Source organism: Streptomyces sp. NPDC044106 (genome assembly GCF_056433985.1).
The window spans coordinates 306,296-320,971 of the sequence record NZ_JBWKFZ010000001.1; the positions used below are offsets into that span (position 1 = coordinate 306,296).

The 14,676-nt window shown below is 71.9% G+C and carries 17 protein-coding genes; 7 read left to right on the plus strand and 10 right to left on the minus strand.

Going from position 1 to position 14,676, the window contains the following annotated elements:
• The first annotated feature begins 108 nt into the window (after positions 1-108).
• The gene (locus AC07DI_RS01395; protein ID WP_384249580.1) at positions 109-807 is read left to right on the plus strand and encodes an O-methyltransferase; all 699 of its coding nucleotides are present in this window, start codon (positions 109-111) and stop codon (positions 805-807) included.
• Positions 808-1,127: 320 nt separating this feature from the next.
• On the opposite strand, the gene AC07DI_RS01400 is transcribed toward AC07DI_RS01395, so the two are convergent.
• Entirely contained in the window at positions 1,128-1,295 is a 168-nt protein-coding gene (locus AC07DI_RS01400; protein ID WP_003966491.1) for a DUF3117 domain-containing protein, read from the minus strand.
• Between the two features lie 308 nt (positions 1,296-1,603).
• Between AC07DI_RS01400 and chcB the strand changes: the two genes are divergently transcribed.
• The gene (chcB, locus tag AC07DI_RS01405; RefSeq protein WP_478901427.1) at positions 1,604-2,404 is read left to right on the plus strand and encodes a 2-cyclohexenylcarbonyl CoA isomerase; all 801 of its coding nucleotides are present in this window, start codon (positions 1,604-1,606) and stop codon (positions 2,402-2,404) included.
• Between the two features lie 9 nt (positions 2,405-2,413).
• Here the strand turns inward: chcB and AC07DI_RS01410 are convergent, their stop codons facing one another.
• Together AC07DI_RS01410 and AC07DI_RS01415 are read right to left on the minus strand one after the other, a co-directional pair.
• Positions 2,414-2,995: a DNA-3-methyladenine glycosylase I gene (locus AC07DI_RS01410; RefSeq protein WP_384249583.1), complete on the minus strand. Its 582-nt coding sequence runs from the start codon at positions 2,993-2,995 to the stop codon at positions 2,414-2,416.
• A gap of 5 nt (positions 2,996-3,000) precedes the next feature.
• The gene (locus tag AC07DI_RS01415; RefSeq protein WP_478901428.1) at positions 3,001-3,456 is read right to left on the minus strand and encodes a DivIVA domain-containing protein; all 456 of its coding nucleotides are present in this window, start codon (positions 3,454-3,456) and stop codon (positions 3,001-3,003) included.
• Between the two features lie 126 nt (positions 3,457-3,582).
• Between AC07DI_RS01415 and folP the strand changes: the two genes are divergently transcribed.
• The gene (gene folP, locus AC07DI_RS01420) at positions 3,583-4,443 is read left to right on the plus strand and encodes a dihydropteroate synthase (protein ID WP_478901429.1); all 861 of its coding nucleotides are present in this window, start codon (positions 3,583-3,585) and stop codon (positions 4,441-4,443) included.
• Positions 4,444-4,476: 33 nt separating this feature from the next.
• Here folP and AC07DI_RS01425 read toward each other — a convergent pair whose 3' ends face one another.
• Positions 4,477-5,244, minus strand: a complete 768-nt coding sequence (locus tag AC07DI_RS01425) for an LOG family protein (RefSeq protein ID WP_384249448.1) — start codon at positions 5,242-5,244, stop codon at positions 4,477-4,479.
• A 107-nt stretch (positions 5,245-5,351) separates the two neighbouring features.
• Positions 5,352-6,431: a succinyl-diaminopimelate desuccinylase gene (gene dapE, locus AC07DI_RS01430; RefSeq protein WP_384249451.1), complete on the minus strand. Its 1,080-nt coding sequence runs from the start codon at positions 6,429-6,431 to the stop codon at positions 5,352-5,354.
• A 462-nt stretch (positions 6,432-6,893) separates the two neighbouring features.
• Between dapE and AC07DI_RS01435 the strand changes: the two genes are divergently transcribed.
• The gene (locus AC07DI_RS01435; RefSeq protein WP_478901431.1) at positions 6,894-7,340 is read left to right on the plus strand and encodes an ATP-binding protein; all 447 of its coding nucleotides are present in this window, start codon (positions 6,894-6,896) and stop codon (positions 7,338-7,340) included.
• Positions 7,341-7,434: 94 nt separating this feature from the next.
• On the opposite strand, the gene AC07DI_RS01440 is transcribed toward AC07DI_RS01435, so the two are convergent.
• Positions 7,435-8,529 carry a bifunctional succinyldiaminopimelate transaminase/glutamate-prephenate aminotransferase gene (locus tag AC07DI_RS01440; protein ID WP_478901433.1) on the minus strand — a complete coding sequence of 365 codons (1,095 nt, stop codon included), beginning with the start codon at positions 8,527-8,529 and terminating at the stop codon, positions 7,435-7,437.
• 93 nt (positions 8,530-8,622) lie between these two features.
• Positions 8,623-8,943 carry a ferredoxin gene (fdxA, locus tag AC07DI_RS01445; protein ID WP_030573070.1) on the minus strand — a complete coding sequence of 107 codons (321 nt, stop codon included), beginning with the start codon at positions 8,941-8,943 and terminating at the stop codon, positions 8,623-8,625.
• Positions 8,944-9,086: 143 nt separating this feature from the next.
• Here fdxA and AC07DI_RS01450 point away from each other — a divergent pair, with 143 nt between their 5' ends.
• The 3 genes from AC07DI_RS01450 to AC07DI_RS01460 all read left to right on the plus strand — a co-directional run bounded on the left by AC07DI_RS01450 (position 9,087) and on the right by AC07DI_RS01460 (position 12,008).
• Positions 9,087-10,088, plus strand: coding sequence for a GNAT family N-acetyltransferase (locus AC07DI_RS01450; RefSeq protein WP_384249458.1), 1,002 nt, complete (start codon positions 9,087-9,089; stop codon positions 10,086-10,088).
• A 166-nt stretch (positions 10,089-10,254) separates the two neighbouring features.
• On the plus strand, positions 10,255-11,085 hold the full coding sequence (locus AC07DI_RS01455) for a transglutaminase family protein (RefSeq protein WP_478901435.1): 831 nt from the start codon (positions 10,255-10,257) through the stop codon (positions 11,083-11,085).
• Positions 11,086-11,135: 50 nt separating this feature from the next.
• Complete coding sequence (locus AC07DI_RS01460) at positions 11,136-12,008, plus strand: transglutaminase family protein (protein ID WP_478901437.1); 873 nt, start codon at positions 11,136-11,138, stop codon at positions 12,006-12,008.
• 57 nt (positions 12,009-12,065) lie between these two features.
• Here the strand turns inward: AC07DI_RS01460 and AC07DI_RS01465 are convergent, their stop codons facing one another.
• The 3 genes from AC07DI_RS01465 to AC07DI_RS01475 all read right to left on the minus strand — a co-directional run bounded on the left by AC07DI_RS01465 (position 12,066) and on the right by AC07DI_RS01475 (position 14,664).
• On the minus strand, positions 12,066-12,638 hold the full coding sequence (locus AC07DI_RS01465) for a response regulator transcription factor (protein ID WP_478901715.1): 573 nt from the start codon (positions 12,636-12,638) through the stop codon (positions 12,066-12,068).
• A gap of 92 nt (positions 12,639-12,730) precedes the next feature.
• On the minus strand, positions 12,731-13,927 hold the full coding sequence (locus tag AC07DI_RS01470) for a sensor histidine kinase (protein ID WP_478901438.1): 1,197 nt from the start codon (positions 13,925-13,927) through the stop codon (positions 12,731-12,733).
• Positions 13,924-14,664 (minus strand): ABC transporter permease, encoded by a 741-nt coding sequence (locus tag AC07DI_RS01475; RefSeq protein ID WP_384249589.1) that lies wholly within the window; start codon positions 14,662-14,664, stop codon positions 13,924-13,926. The genes AC07DI_RS01470 and AC07DI_RS01475 overlap by 4 nt, the downstream gene beginning before the upstream one ends.
• Positions 14,665-14,676 lie beyond the last annotated feature (12 nt).

Below are 14,676 nucleotides of genomic sequence, written 5' to 3' on the forward strand. Positions count from 1 at the left end.
GGTACGGGCTTCGCTGCAGGTGTCCTGCTCCTTCGCGCCGCCCGCCTCCGGCCGTGATCCATCCGTCCACCCCCGCTGGTCTCCCACCCCTTCATAACGCCCGGCCTCATCTGCGGGTTCCCGGCCCCAACGGATACAGTCACGGCCAGGCAACCACGGGGACAGGAGAGGGCCATTACCGGCAACCGGCAGACGAGCTGGGCGTTCGCCGACGCCTTTGTCGCCGAGGACGAGGCGCTGCGCTGGGCCCGGGACCGGGCCCGGGAGGCAGGCCTGCCCTCGGTGTCGCCCGGCACCGGCGCCGCGCTGCGCATGCTCGCCGCCACGGCTGACGCGAAAGCGGTGGCCGAAATCGGTACGGGGACCGGAGTGTCGGGCATCCACCTGCTGCACGGCATGCGGCCCGACGGCGTCCTCACCACGGTCGACCCCGAGCCGGAGCGGCAGCAGTTCGCCCGGCAGGCCTTCCGTGCGGCGGGCTTCGCGGGCAACCGCGCGCGGTTCATTCCGGGGCGGGCCCTCGATGTCCTGCCGCGTCTCGCCGACGGCGGGTACGACCTCGTGTTCTGCGACGGCGACCGCGTGGAGTCCCTCGAATACCTCGCTGAATCGTTGCGCCTGCTGCGGCCGGGTGGGCTCGTCTGCTTCGAGGGCGTCTTCGCGGACGGCAGGACCGTGGACTCCGGGCCGCAGCCGGTCGAGGTGCTGCACCTTCGTGAGTTGCTGCGGGCGGTTCGGGAGAGGGCGGATCTCGTGCCGGCGTTGTTGCCGGTGGGGGATGGATTGCTCTGCGCCGTCAAAAGGTAGCGCTGCGCCGCCTTGCCGTCGGCTTCCCCCGACCAGCGTGTCGCCTGCGGGCCCGTCGTGGCATTTTGCGCATTTCACCGCGCCCCTGGAGTCCGGCCCTCTGCATCGCTGTCCGCAGGGGCGGCGTGGCTTGGTGCTCGGGGGGGGGCTGATCCGGTGCGGGCGAGCGTGGGACCACCCGGGGGCGCGGGGAACTGCGCGACCAGCCCCCACCGGCGGACAGCCCAAAGGAGGGGCGGGGCCGCGCGGGCCCCGGGTACATCACTGCCCCGGCTCGTCGTACGATGCCGGGGCAGTGGAGAAGTGTGGGCGCTTCCGCGTCAGCCGACGACCTTCTTCAGGGCGTCGCCGAGTGCATCGGCCTCGTCCGGAGTCAGTTCGACGACAAGTCGTCCGCCGCCTTCGAGCGGAACGCGCATGACGATGCCCCGCCCCTCCTTGGTCACCTCGAGCGGGCCGTCGCCCGTCCGCGGCTTCATGGCCGCCATGCTCGTTCCCCTTCCTGAAACCAGCTCATCGCAGCCGACAACCCAGGTGTCACCGGCATCGAACACATTGCTTCCAGGCCATTATCCCGCATGGCAGGACCCGATGACCAACATCGGTCTGCATCGACTCCGCAACGCGCGCCCGCAAAACCGCTCATTTCGCCGATGTGGCTGCGATACTTCGCCGCCCCGCACGGATTGTGGGCCCGGAATTCTTAGACGCAGGTCACATATCCGTCCTCGTGCCGGAGGCCGATGATCTCCGTCATGCTGAGTTCCGACGTACTGGACCAGCGGAGGGGACCACCATGGCCGACAGCGTGCTCTACGAGGTGAGCGACGGACTCGCGACGATCACGATCAACCGTCCCGAGGCCATGAACGCCATGAACACCGAGGCCAAGGTCGCGCTGCGGGAAGCCGTGCGGTCGGCCGCCGCCGACGACGCCGTACGCGCGGTGCTGCTCACGGCCAACGGCCGCGCCTTCTGTGTGGGCCAGGACCTCAAGGAGCACATCGGCTCCCTCACCGCCGACCGCGAGGCGGGCACCGGGCAGACGATGAGCACGGTCAGGGAGCACTACAACCCCATCGTGCGGGCGATCACCGGCATGCCGAAGCCCGTCGTGGCGGGGGTCAACGGCGCGGCGGCGGGGGCCGGCCTCGGCTTCGCGCTCGCCGCCGACTACCGCGTGGTCGCGGACACGGCGAAGTTCAACACCTCCTTCGCAGGGGTCGCGCTGACCGCCGACTCGGGCGTCTCCTGGACGCTGCCGCGCGTGATCGGTCCGGGGCGCGCCGCCGACCTGCTGCTCTTCCCGCGCAACATCTCCGCGCAGGAGGCGTACGAGCTGGGCATCGCCAACAAGCTCGTGCCGACGGCCGACCTCGCCGCCGAGGCCGCCCAGGTGGCCCGCGCCCTGGCGGACGGGCCGACCCTGGCCTACGCGGCGCTCAAGGAGTCCCTCGCCTACGCGGCGGCCCACTCCCTGGACGAGGCGCTGGACAAGGAGGACGAGCTCCAGACGAAGGCGGGCGCGTCCGAGGACCACACGATCGCCGTGCGGGCCTTCATCGCCAAGGAGAGGCCGAAGTACCTCGGGCGGTGAGCGCGGCCGCTACGCCGCCTCGCGGGCCACGCAGTCCGCGAGGTGGTCGTCGACCAGACCGCAGGCCTGCATCAGGGCGTACGCCGTGGTGGGGCCGACGAAGCGGATGCCGCGCTTCTTGAGGGTCTTGGACAGGGCCGTGGACTCGGGGGTGATCGCGGGTACGTCGGCGAGGGACCTCGGGGCCTGCCTGGTCGCGCGGTCCGGCGCGAAGGACCAGATCAGCTCGTCCAGTTCGCCCTCGGACCAGTCGGCGAGCACGCGCGCGTTGGCGAGGGTCGCGTCGATCTTGGCGCGGTTGCGGATGATCCCGGGGTCGGCGAGGAGCCGCTCGCGATCCGCGTCGGTGAACTCGGCGACCGAGGCGATCCTGAAGTCCGCGAAGGCGGCGCGGAAGCCCTCGCGGCGGCGCAGGATCGTGATCCAGGACAGACCGGACTGGAACGCCTCCAGGCAGAGCCTCTCGTACAGCGCGTCGTCGCCGTGGACCGGGCGGCCCCATTCGTCGTCGTGATACGCCACGTAATCCTCGGTGGACAGGCCCCAGGGGCAGCGCAGGCCGCCGTCCGGTCCCGCGACCGCCCCGCTCACGGTGCTCACTGGTCGTCGCCCTTCTTGTCGTCGGCACTGCCTTCGGCGGCCTTGCCTTCGGCGGCCTTGCCTTCGGCGGCCTTGCCTTCGCCTGCCCTGGCTTCGACTGCCCTGCCCGGTGCGTACCCCTCGAAGAGGGCGGGGCCCGCGACCGCCGTGGCCTGCGCGCCGGCCAGGGCCGCCTCCAGCTCCGCGATGCGCGCGTCCCGCTCGGCCAGTTCGGCGCCCAGGCGGCCGAGCACGTCGTCGACCTCGTCCATGTGGTAGCCGCGCAACGTCATCGGGAAGCGCACCGCGTCCACGTCGGCGCGGCGCAGCGGCCGGTCCGGGGGCAGCGGGTCGGTGAACCGCTCGGGCGCGGCCTCGGGCAGCGCGCCGCTCTCCCCGCCGCCGATCACGGCGAGGGACACCGCGCCGACGACCACGACAAGGGCGATGACCAGGAACAAGAACATGACCATCTCCTCAGGCCCCCCACGCTCGACTGCCCGTGTTCAAACTGTCAGGGTCCGATCGTGCCATGCGCCTGTGACAGTTAAGGTCACAGGCGGCCGTACCGCGACAAGGACCCAGGAGGGCCGCAGGGGATGCTCAGGCTTGGCAGGCGCGAGTTCGACGCGCACGAGCCGGTGATCATGGCGATCGTCAACCGGACCCCGGACTCCTTCTACGACCAGGGCGCCACGTTCCGCGACGAGCCCGCGCTCGCGCGCGTGGAGCAGGCCGTGGCCGAGGGCGCCGCCGTCATCGACATCGGCGGGGTCAAGGCGGGTCCCGGCGACGAGGTGACCGCCGAGGAGGAGGCGCGCCGCACGGTCGGTTTCGTCGCCGAGGTCCGCAAGCGGTTCCCCGACGTGGTGATCAGCGTCGACACCTGGCGGCACGATGTCGGCGAGGCGGTCTGCGAGGCGGGCGCCGATGTGCTCAACGACGCCTGGGGAGGCGTCGACCCGAAGCTCGCGGAGGTCGCCGCGCGGTACCGGGTGGGCCTGGTCTGCACGCATGCGGGCGGCGCCGAGCCGCGCACCAGGCCGCACCGTGTCACGTACGACGACGTGATGGCCGACATCCTGCGCGTGACGGTCGGCCTGGCCGAGCGCGCGGTCGAGCTGGGCGTGGAGCGGGACTCCGTACTGATCGACCCGGGGCACGACTTCGGCAAGAACACCCGGCACAGCCTGGAGGCGACCCGCAGACTCGGCGAGATGGTCGACACGGGCTGGCCGGTGCTCGTCTCGCTGTCCAACAAGGACTTCGTGGGCGAGACCCTCGACAAGCCGGTCAAGGAACGCGTCCTCGGGACGCTCGCCACGACGGCGGTCTCGGCATGGCTGGGCGCGCAGGTCTACCGGGTCCACGAGGTCGCGGAGACCAAGCAGGTCCTGGACATGGTCGCGACGATCGCCGGGCACCGGCCCCCGGCGGTCGCCCGCCGGGGGCTCGCCTGACCGCCCCTCGTGTGCACTCCCCTTCGGGGAGTGCTACTTCCCGACTTCCTTCGTCACCAGGGAGATGGCCTCTTCCACGTCGTCCGTGACGTGGAAGAGGAGCAGGTCGGCCTCGGAGGCCTTGCCCTGGGCGATGACCGTGTTCTTCAGCCAGTCGACGAGGCCGCCCCAGTACGCGGAGCCGAACAGCACGATCGGGAACCGGGTGACCTTGCGGGTCTGCACGAGGGTGAGCGCTTCGAAGAGCTCGTCCAGGGTGCCGAGGCCGCCGGGCAGGACCACGAAGCCCTGCGCGTACTTCACGAACATCGTCTTGCGGACGAAGAAGTAGCGGAAGTTCACACCGATGTCGACGTAGGGGTTGAGGCCCTGCTCGAAGGGCAGCTCGATGCCGAGGCCGACGGAGGTGCCCTTCGCCTCGACGGCGCCCTGGTTGGCCGCCTGCATCGCGCCGGGCCCGCCGCCCGTGATCACCGCGAAACCGGCCTCCACGAGCGCCTTGCCGATCTCGACGCCCGCCACGTACTCCGGAGTGCCCTGTGGGGTGCGGGCCGAGCCGAAAACGCTGATGGCGGGCGGGAGTTCGGCGAGGGTGCCGAAGCCCTCGATGAACTCGGACTGGATGCGCAGGACTCTCCAGGGGTCCGTGTGCACCCACTCCGAAGGGCCGTCGGAGTCGAGGAGACGCTGATCGGTGGTCCCGGCCTGCACCTTGTCCCGCCTGCGCAGCACCGGGCCGAGCCGCTGCTCCTCGGGGCCCTTCCTGGCGGCGCGGGCAGCACCGTCGTTGGCTTGGCTCATCGTCTGCTCCCTCCATGCGTACGTGTGCGTACGTGACTGACAGCGTAGATCTACGCGGGTTACGGAGGAGGGACCTCCGGATGTCCGGTACCGGGAACCTTCCGCGGCTACGCAGTCAGCCAGGACCGCAACCGTTCCTCCGCCAGCGGGATCAGCGACGCCTCGACGCGCTCGTCGATCTTGTGCGCCAGCAACGGTTCGCCCGGCCCGTAGTTGACCGCGGGCACGCCGAGCGCGCTGAAGCGGGAGACGTCCGTCCAGCCGAACTTGGGGCGCGCCTCGCCGCCGACGGCCGCCATGAACGCCGCGGCGGCCGGGTGGGTGAGGCCGGGGCGGGCCGCGCCCGTGTGGTCGTCGACGATGAACTCGTCGACGCCGCAGTCCGCGAAGTAGTCGCGCACGAAGGCGAGGGCTTCGGCCTCGCTGCGGTCGGGGGCGTAGCGGAAGTTGACGGTGACGGTGCACTCGTCGGGGATGACGTTGGTGGCGACGCCGCCCTCGATGCGGACGGCGTTGAGGCCCTCGTGGAACTCCAGGCCCTCCACCACCGGCTTGCGGGGCTCGTACGCGGCGAGCCTCTCCAGGATCGGAGTGGCCGCGTGGATGGCGTTGGAGCCCATCCACGCGCGCGCGGAGTGCGCCCGCACGCCCTTGGTCCTCAGGAGGACCCGCAGGGTGCCCTGGCAGCCGCCCTCGACCTGTCCGTCGGTCGGTTCGAGGAGGACGGCGAAGTCGCCCGCCAGCCAGTCCGGGTGGGCCTTGGCGACATGCCCGAGGCCGTTGAGGTGCCCGGCCACCTCTTCGTTGTCGTAGAAGACGAAGGTCAGGTCGCGGTTGGGCTCGGTCACCGTCTGCGCGAGGCGCAGCTGGACGGCGACGCCCGACTTCATGTCACAGGTGCCGCAGCCCCACAGGACGCCTTCCTCGTCGAGCCTGGAGGGCACGTTGTCCGCGATCGGCACCGTGTCGATGTGCCCGGCGAGGATGACCCGCTCCGCGCGGCCGAGGTTCGTACGGGCCACGACGTTGTTGCCGTGCCGGTCGACCGTCAGGTGCGGAAGGGCGCGCAGGGCCGTTTCGATGGCGTCGGCGAGCGCCTTCTCCGCACCGCTCGGGGACGGGAAGTCGACCAGGCGCGCGGTCAGCTGGGCGGCGTCGAGCGTGAGGTCAAGCGGTGTGTGAGGCATGCGGACGACCCTAGCGCCGAGGCAGAACGCCCTGTCGGTGGACTCCAGTACTTTGGACGCGGGCGGCAGGACGGCGGTCGGCAGCCGACAGGACGGCGGTCGGCAGGGCGGCGGCGGAGGACGGCGGATCACTCAGGAGTGCGGCACGTCACTCGATCGGGGCGCGCCGGACACCGTGGGACGATGCCACGTACGCCTTTCCGTACCCCCCTCGCGCACCCGTGAATCCCTTGGAAATCAACGGGATGAAGGATTCCGCAGCGCCCGGTCCCGTGATCCCTTTGCCCGCCTTTATCCGCAGCCGATAATGCGACGCATTGCGAACTCTTTACGTTGCCGTACCGCAACCTTCGCGGGCTTCGAGCGGTAGTCACTGCGTCCGATCGCCGGAAGCCGTCCGGCGGGGCGCCGGAATCGATCCGGCCGGACACCTCAACGTTCTCCCCCGTCTGAAGGAGCATCATGTCCCTCCCCCTGACCCGCCGGATCGCCCGTGCCGCGCTGCTCAGCGCAGCGGGCGCAGCTTCCGTGGTCGGTGCGGCCGGCTCCGCTGGCGCCGTCGACCTGCCGGCCGGCCACGACCTGGGCGGAGTGAGCGCCCTGGACGGCTCGGGCCTCGGCGACACCGTCGACAGTGCGGCTCAGAACGTCACCAACCTCGCGGGTGACACCGGCAGCAAGGCCGTGAAGCAGACCGTTCCGGCCGCGGGCAAGGCCGTCGGCAGGGCCGGCAAGACGGCGACCCCCGCCGCGCAGCGGGCCGCGGGCGACGTCGCGGGCAGCGCGGGCAAGACGGTCGGCGACACCGCCGGCACGGCCACCAAAGACGGCCTGCCCACCGACTCGCTGACCAAGAGCGGCCTGCCGACCGGCGAACTGCCCCTCGGCAGCACCCTGCCGCTCGGCTAGTCCACCCGGTACGCGCGAAGGGCCCGGAGCCACTGGCTCCGGGCCCTTAGGCGTGCCCCACGAGCACACGCTCACGAGCAGCAGCATGCACGGCTCACGCCAGACGCTCGACCGCCGCCGCGACCCGCTCGTCCGTCGCCGTCAGCGCCACCCGCACGAACCGGTCGCCCGCCGGGCCGTAGAAGTCGCCGGGTGCCACCAGGATGCCGAGGTCGGCGAGGCGGCCGACGGTGTCCCAGCAGGACTCGTCACGGGTGGCCCACAGGTACAGGCTCGCCTCGCTGTGCTCGATCCGGAAGCCGTGCTTCAGGAGGGCGTCCCGCAGCGCGGTGCGCCGGGCCGCGTACCGCTCGCGCTGCTCGCGCACGTGCTCGTCGTCGCCGAGCGCCGCGACGACGGCGGCCTGGGTCGGCGCGGAGGTCATCATGCCGCCGTGCTTGCGGATCTGGAGCAGTTCCCCGAGCACCGCCGCGTCACCGGCGAGGAACGCCGCACGGTAGCCCGCCAGGTTGGACCGCTTGGAGAGCGAGTGGACGGAGATGATCCCCTCGTACGAACCGCCGCACACGTCCGGGTGCAGGACCGAGACAGGCTCCGCCTCCCAGCCGAGCTCCAGGTAGCACTCGTCGCTGACGACGAGCACGCCGTGCTCGCGGGCCCAGGCGACGGCGCGGGTCAGCTCGTCCGCGGACAGGACGCGACCGGTCGGGTTCGAGGGCGAGTTGAGCCAGAGGAGCTTCAGGTTCGTGGGGTCGAGATCCGTCGGGTCGTCGTAGGCGACGTACTCGGCGCGGGCCAGTCGCGCGCCCACCTCGTACGTCGGGTAGGCGAGCCGCGGGTAGGCGACCACGTCGCCCGGCCCGAGGCCCAGCTGCGTCGGCAGCCAGGCCACCAGCTCCTTGGAGCCGACGATCGGCAGGACGTTGCGGTGCGTGATGTCCCGGGCGCCCAGGCGCCGTTCGCACCAGCCGGTGATCGCGTCGCGCAGCTCGGGCGTGCCCCACACCGTCGGATAGCCCGGCGAGTCCGCGGCCCCGGTCAGCGCTTTTTGGATCAGCTCGGGGACCGGGTCGACCGGGGTGCCCACCGACAGGTCGACGATGCCGCCGGGGTGGGCGGCGGCCGTGGCCTTGTACGGTTCGAGCTTGTCCCAGGGGAAGGTGGGAAGCCGGTCGGAGACTGCGGACACGTGGTGACTCCCGTACTGGTACTTGTCGTGACAAATGCCTCGGTCCCGTGCGGCGGTGTGCCGTACGGGACCGGGGCGACGCTCAGGCTGCCGTTACTGGTTCTGCGGCGGCAGGGCGGCGATGAAGGCGTGGTCGCGCTCGATGAGACCGAGCTTGCTCGCGCCACCGGGCGAACCGAGCTCGTCGAAGAACTCGACGTTCGCCTTGTAGTAGTCCTTCCACTCCTCAGGAGTGTCGTCCTCGTAGAAGATCGCCTCGACCGGGCAGACCGGTTCGCAGGCTCCGCAGTCGACGCATTCGTCCGGGTGGATGTACAAGGACCGGGAGCCCTCGTAAATGCAGTCGACCGGGCACTCCTCGATGCACGCCTTGTCCTTGACGTCGACACAAGGCTGCGCGATGACGTAGGTCACGCTGTCGTTCCTCCTCGATACGGGCGTTGGCGGGCCGTCCTCAGGCTCCGCTCGCCTGGCGCGCGGGAGCGCGGCGTCGTCGATGCCCACCCCTAGTATCTCCGTTCCCAGGCATGATCCGAACAGGAGGGGCTCACAGAGCTGTGGAATTCACCGCGGGCGGACGTCTCGAGGTCCGCATCACCCCTGCTGACGTGGGCAAACGCGTCTCGGTTCGGCGCTTGAGCGACGCTTTGGTACCGGGGGAGAAGTTCACCGACACGGTGGGTGTTCTCGCATCGTGGGACGACGGTGTAATGCTCATCACACGACGGAACGGCGAGAGCGTCCGCATTCCGGAGCGTTCGCTGGTCGCGGGCAAGGTCGTCCCGGCCGCGCCTGCGCGCAGGCGCGGGCCCGCCGCCTCCTACGAGGAGCTGGCGCGGGTCTGCGCGCGCGCCTGGCAGCCCGTGGAGAGCGAGCGGCTCGGGGAGTGGGAGCTCCGGGCCGCCGCCGGATTCACGCGGCGGGCCAACTCCGTGCTGCCGCTGGGCGATCCGGGCCGGCCGCTCGACGAGGCACTCGGCCGCGTGCGCGAGTGGTACGCGGCCCGCGGCCTGCCCCCGTACGTCCAGACCGCGACCGGCGCCGAGGGGGCGCAGGAACTGCTCTGCGCGGGCCTGGAGGAGCGCGGCTGGGAGCGCGAGGTGAGCGCCCAGCTCCACATCGGGGGGCTCGCGCCGGTCGGTGACCTGGACGCGGACGTGGACCGTGTGGAGCTGTCCCGGTCCTTCGACGACGCGTGGCTGCGGCGGTACAAGCGTTTCCGGGCCGCGGGACCGCATGTGCGCAAGGTGCTGGCGAGCGGGCCCTCGGTATGGTTCGCTTCCGTGCCCGGGAGCGTTGACGCCCCGGCCGCGATCGGGCGGTGTGTGGTGGACGGCCGCTGGGCGGGGTTCATGGCGGTCGAGGTCGCCCCGGAACACCGGCGCCAGGGGCTCGCCACCGCGGTGATGGCCGCGTTGTCCCGGCAGGCCCTGGCCGAGGGCGCGTCGGCGGCCTGGCTGCAGGTCGAGGAAGCCAACGACGGCGCGCGGGCGCTGTACGGCGGGATGGGTTTCGCCGCGCATCACGCCTACCACCACTACCGGTACGGACCCGCCTGAGCGGGCACACGACCCGGCAGGCGGGGCACACGGCAGGAGACGGCCCGACGGACGCGGCGAGCGGCGCGGGCACGGGCAGGCACGGCGGAACAGGGCACGGCAAGAGCACGGCAGAGCAGAGCACGGCACGGAGAGAGCGCCCGGTGAGGGCAGACACGAGGCACGTATGCACGCGGAGTCCGGCGAATGGCGACGGCGGTTCGCCGAAGAGGCGAGGTCCGAACGGCCCGGTCTCGCGCCGCTGTGCCTGCTGATCGGCACCGAGGCGGACCCCTCCCTCGACGAGGCGGGCATCGACGCCGCCGAGATCGAGCTCGACCGGCTCGCGGGCCTGCTGCCGTTCCGGCCCGGCGGACCCCGCGCGTGGGCCGCGGCGATGGCCGAACTCCTCGGTGAGCAGTGCGGGTTCGAGGGGACACCGGGCGACTACCAGCGCCTCGACTCCTCGCTCCTGCACCAGGTCCTGCGCCGCCGCAGGGGCCTGCCCATCCTGCTCTCCGTCGTCTGGATGGAGGTCGCGCGGCGCGCGGGCGCGCCCGTCTACGGGGTCGCCCTGCCGGGGCACTTCGTCGTCGGCTTCGGGCCCAGGGACGAGCAGGTGCTGGCCGACCCTTTCGACGGCGGCAGGCTGCTCACCGGGGCCGACGCCGAGCTCCTCGTCGGCGGGACGGCGGGTACGGGCATCCCGCCGTCGATGCTGACGCCCGCCGATCCGCTCAACATCGTGCAGCGCATCCTCAACAACATCCGCGCCTGGGCCGCCGCCCGCCCCGAGCGCTCCGAGGTCGCGCTGTGGGCCCTCGAACTCTCCCTCCTGCTGCCCGCCCATCCGGCGCGCCTGCGCTACGAGAGGGCCCAACTCCTCGTACAGCGTGGGGATTTCCTCGGTGGCGCGCAGGAGCTGGACGCGTACGCGGACGTGGTGTCGACGGTCGAGCCGACCACGGCGGACCGGGTACGCCAGCAGGCGCGGGCGGCGCGGGCCATGCTGAACTGACGTCGGCGCGGACCGACGTATCGATCGGTGCGAGGGGGCACCAAGGACGTATGCACCCCCGACCCCCCGGAACCACCGAGCGGCGGCGGCTGTTCGCCGCCGAGGCCGAGTCCTCGCGGCCCGACCTGGCGCTGCTGTGCCTGCTGATCGGCGCCGAGGCCGACCCCTCCCTCGACGAGGCGGGCATCGACGCCGCACGGCGCCTGCTCGACCGGCTCGGCGCGCAGGCCGCACAGGCCTCGAAGGCCGTACGCGGCCACCGCCCCCACCGCGCCGACGAACCGCGGACCTGGGCCGCCGCCCTGGCCGAACTCCTCGGCGGGCGGCACGGGTTCAAGGGCAGACCCGGCGACTACCAGCGCCTCGACTCCTCGTTCCTGCACCAGGTCCTGCGGCGCCGCAGAGGCCTGCCCATCCTGCTCTCCGTCGTCTGGATGGAAGTCGCGCGGCGCGCGGGCGCACCCGTCCACGGAGTCGCGCTCCCCGGGCACTTCGTCGTCGGCTTCGGCCCGCGGGACGAACCGCTGCTCGCCGACCCCTTCGGCGGCGGCCGACTGCTCACCGGCATGGACGTGGAACTCCTCGTCGCGGCGGCCACCGGCGGCCCCCTCGTGCCGTCGATGCTCTGCCCCGCGGGCCCCCTGGACATCGTGGGACGCGTCCTCGACAACATCCGCGCCTGGGCCGCGGCCCGCCCCGAACGGTCCGACGTCGCGCTCTGGGCGATCGAGCTCGCCCTGCTGCTCCCTGCGGCGCCGCCCCGCCTGCACTACGAGCGCGCCCAACTCCTCGTGCAGCGGGGGGATTTCCTACTGGGCGCCCGTGCGCTTGACGCCTACGCCGACGACGTCGCCGCCCTGGACCCCGCTACGGCCGACCGGGCGCGGTGGCAGGCGTTCGGGGCCCGGGCGATGCTGAACTGACGCGCGAGGGCGCGCAGGGGGCTTCGAAGGCGGGCTCTCACAGGGCTAAACGCTCAGTCAGAGCCAGCCCTTGTCCCTGGCCGTTCGGACCGCCTCCGCGCGGTTGCGGACCGCGAGCTTCTGGATGGCCGTCGAGAGGTAGTTGCGGACGGTGCCCTGGGAGAGGTGCAGGACGGTGGCCAGTTCGGCGTTGGTGGCGCCGTCGGCCGCCGCGCGCAGCACCTCGCGCTCGCGGTCCGTCAGCGGGTTCGCGCCCCCGGCGAGGGCCGCCGCCGCCAGCGTGGGGTCGATGACCCGCTCCCCCGCGAGCACCTTGCGCACCGCCGCGGCGAGCTGGGCCGCGGGGGCGTCCTTGACCAGGAACGCGTCGGCGCCCGCCTCCATCGCGCTGCGCAGATAGCCGGGGCGGCCGAAGGTGGTGAGCACGACGATCTTCATCGCGGGGAACGCGGCGTGCAGTTCGGCGGCGGCCTCGATGCCCGTCATGCCGGGCATCTCGATGTCGAGCAGCGCCACGTCCACGGCGTCGGCGCGCACCGCGGCGAGCACCTCGTCGCCGCGGGCCACCTGGGCGACGACCTCGATGTCCGGTTCCAGGCCGAGCAGCGCGGCGAGGGCCTCGCGGACCATCGCCTGGTCCTCGGCCAGCAGAATCCTGATGACACCGCCCGTGCCGTCCGCGCCGTCCCTGCCGTTTCCGTCGGCCCCACTGTTCCCGCTGCTCATGAGGGGGATCCTACGGCCGTGTCCGTCAGCGGCACGCGGGCCGCCAGACGGAAGCCGCGGCGGGCCCCCGGCCCCGTCTCCAGGACCCCGCCGACCGCCTCCACGCGTTCGCCGAGGCCCGTCAGGCCGTTGCCCGCGACGACCCCGGAACCGCCCGCCCCGTCGTCCTCCACGGAGAGCTCCAGGTGCGGCCCCGCGAGCGTCTGACGGGCCGTGAACGAGACCGTGCAGCGCCCGGCCCCGCTGTGCCGTACGACATTGGTCACGGCCTCCCGCAGCGCCCAGGCAAGGACCGCCTCGGCCTCCTCGTCCGGCAGCCGGGCGGGCGGCTCCAGCGGGACGTCGGCCTCGACGCCCGCGGCGGTGAGCGCGGTGCGCGCGCCCGCGAGCTCGCCCGCGAGGGTGCGACGCCGGTAGCCGGAGACCGCCTCGCGGACGTCCACCAGGGCCTGGCGGCTGACCTGTTCGATGTCGGCGACCTGCTGGGCCGCCTTCGCCGGATCGGTGGGGAGCATCCGCCCGGCCAGCTCGCTCTTGAGCGTGATCAGGGAGAGCGAGTGGCCGAGCAGATCGTGCAGGTCCCTGGCGAGCCGCAGCCGCTCCTCGTTGGCGGCGAGCTGGGCGACGGTGGCGCGGGCCTGGCGCAGCTGGATCGTCGTACGGATCAACTGGCGTACGCCGGACATCGCGAAGCCCACCAGGAGCGTGATCACCCCGAGGTTGGTGATCAGGTCGCCGAGGCCGTCGTCGCGCAGGCCGACCACGATCATCAGGAGGGTGACCGAGGGGATGGCCCAGAGCGCGTACCGCATGGGCAGGACGGCGCCCGCGGAGACCGAGGCGTACACGAAGAGTCCGAGCCAGTGGTCGCCGAGGCTGAAGGCGAGGACCACGGCGAGGAGCACGAGGATCCCGAAGGAGGCGATGACGCCGCCCCATTGGAGGACCCGGGTGGTGTAGCGGAAGACGAGGCTCAGGTAGCAGACCACGAAGACCGCGAGGCCGGCCGAGCCGAGGACCGTGGCGAGGACCGTGTGATGGCCGTCCGTCAGATCCTTGATCGGGGAGCTCAGGAAGACCAGCCAGACACCGATCCAGACGGACTTCGTCAGGAACTGGCGGCGGTCCTGGGGCGGTCGCCCGAACGTGTACACGGGGTGGCGCTCGTTGTCTTCGGCATCTGTCTCGCTCACGCCTTCAGGGTGTCCTTCCGGTACAGCCACGCCGCGCCGCCCGCGAAGAGGAGGAAGTAGGCGACCAGGAGCGTGATGTCCTTCGCGTGCGGCGCTTCGCCGAGTTCGATCGCCCGGCCGAGGGCAGCGTACGCGTGCGTGGGCAGCCAGGTCGCGGCCCGGCTCAGCCAGTCGGGGAACGTCGTCGTCGGCATCCACAGGCCGCCGAGGAGGGAGAGCCCGAAGTAGACGATCATCGTGATCGGGCGTACGGCGTCGCCGGTCGCCAGGTAGCCGATGGCCACGCCGAGCGCGGCGAAGCAGAGGCTGCCCGCCCAGATCGCGCCGGTCAGCGCCAGCCACTGCCAGGCGTCGAAGCGGACGTCCTTGAAGACCGCGGCGACCAGGAAGACCACGACGATCGACGGCAGGCTCACCACCGCCGCGCTCGCGGTCTTGGCGAGGACGTAGCCGCGGCCGGGCAGGGCCGTCAGGCGCAACTGCCGTACCCAGCCGCTCTCGCGCTCCTTGGCGATGCGTTCGCTGTTGCCCATGAGGACTGCGGTGAGGGCGCCGAAGGACGCCATCGAGACCATCATGAACGCGGGCACGGACAGGCCCGTGTCGGAGACCTTGTCGGAGCCGTCCTGGCTGCCCGCGATGATCAGGAAGAGCATCGACGGGTAGATCACCGAGAAGAAGAGGAACTTGCGGTTGCGCAGGGCTCGGGTGATCTCGAGCTTGATGAGGCTGTTCATGCCGTGGGTGCC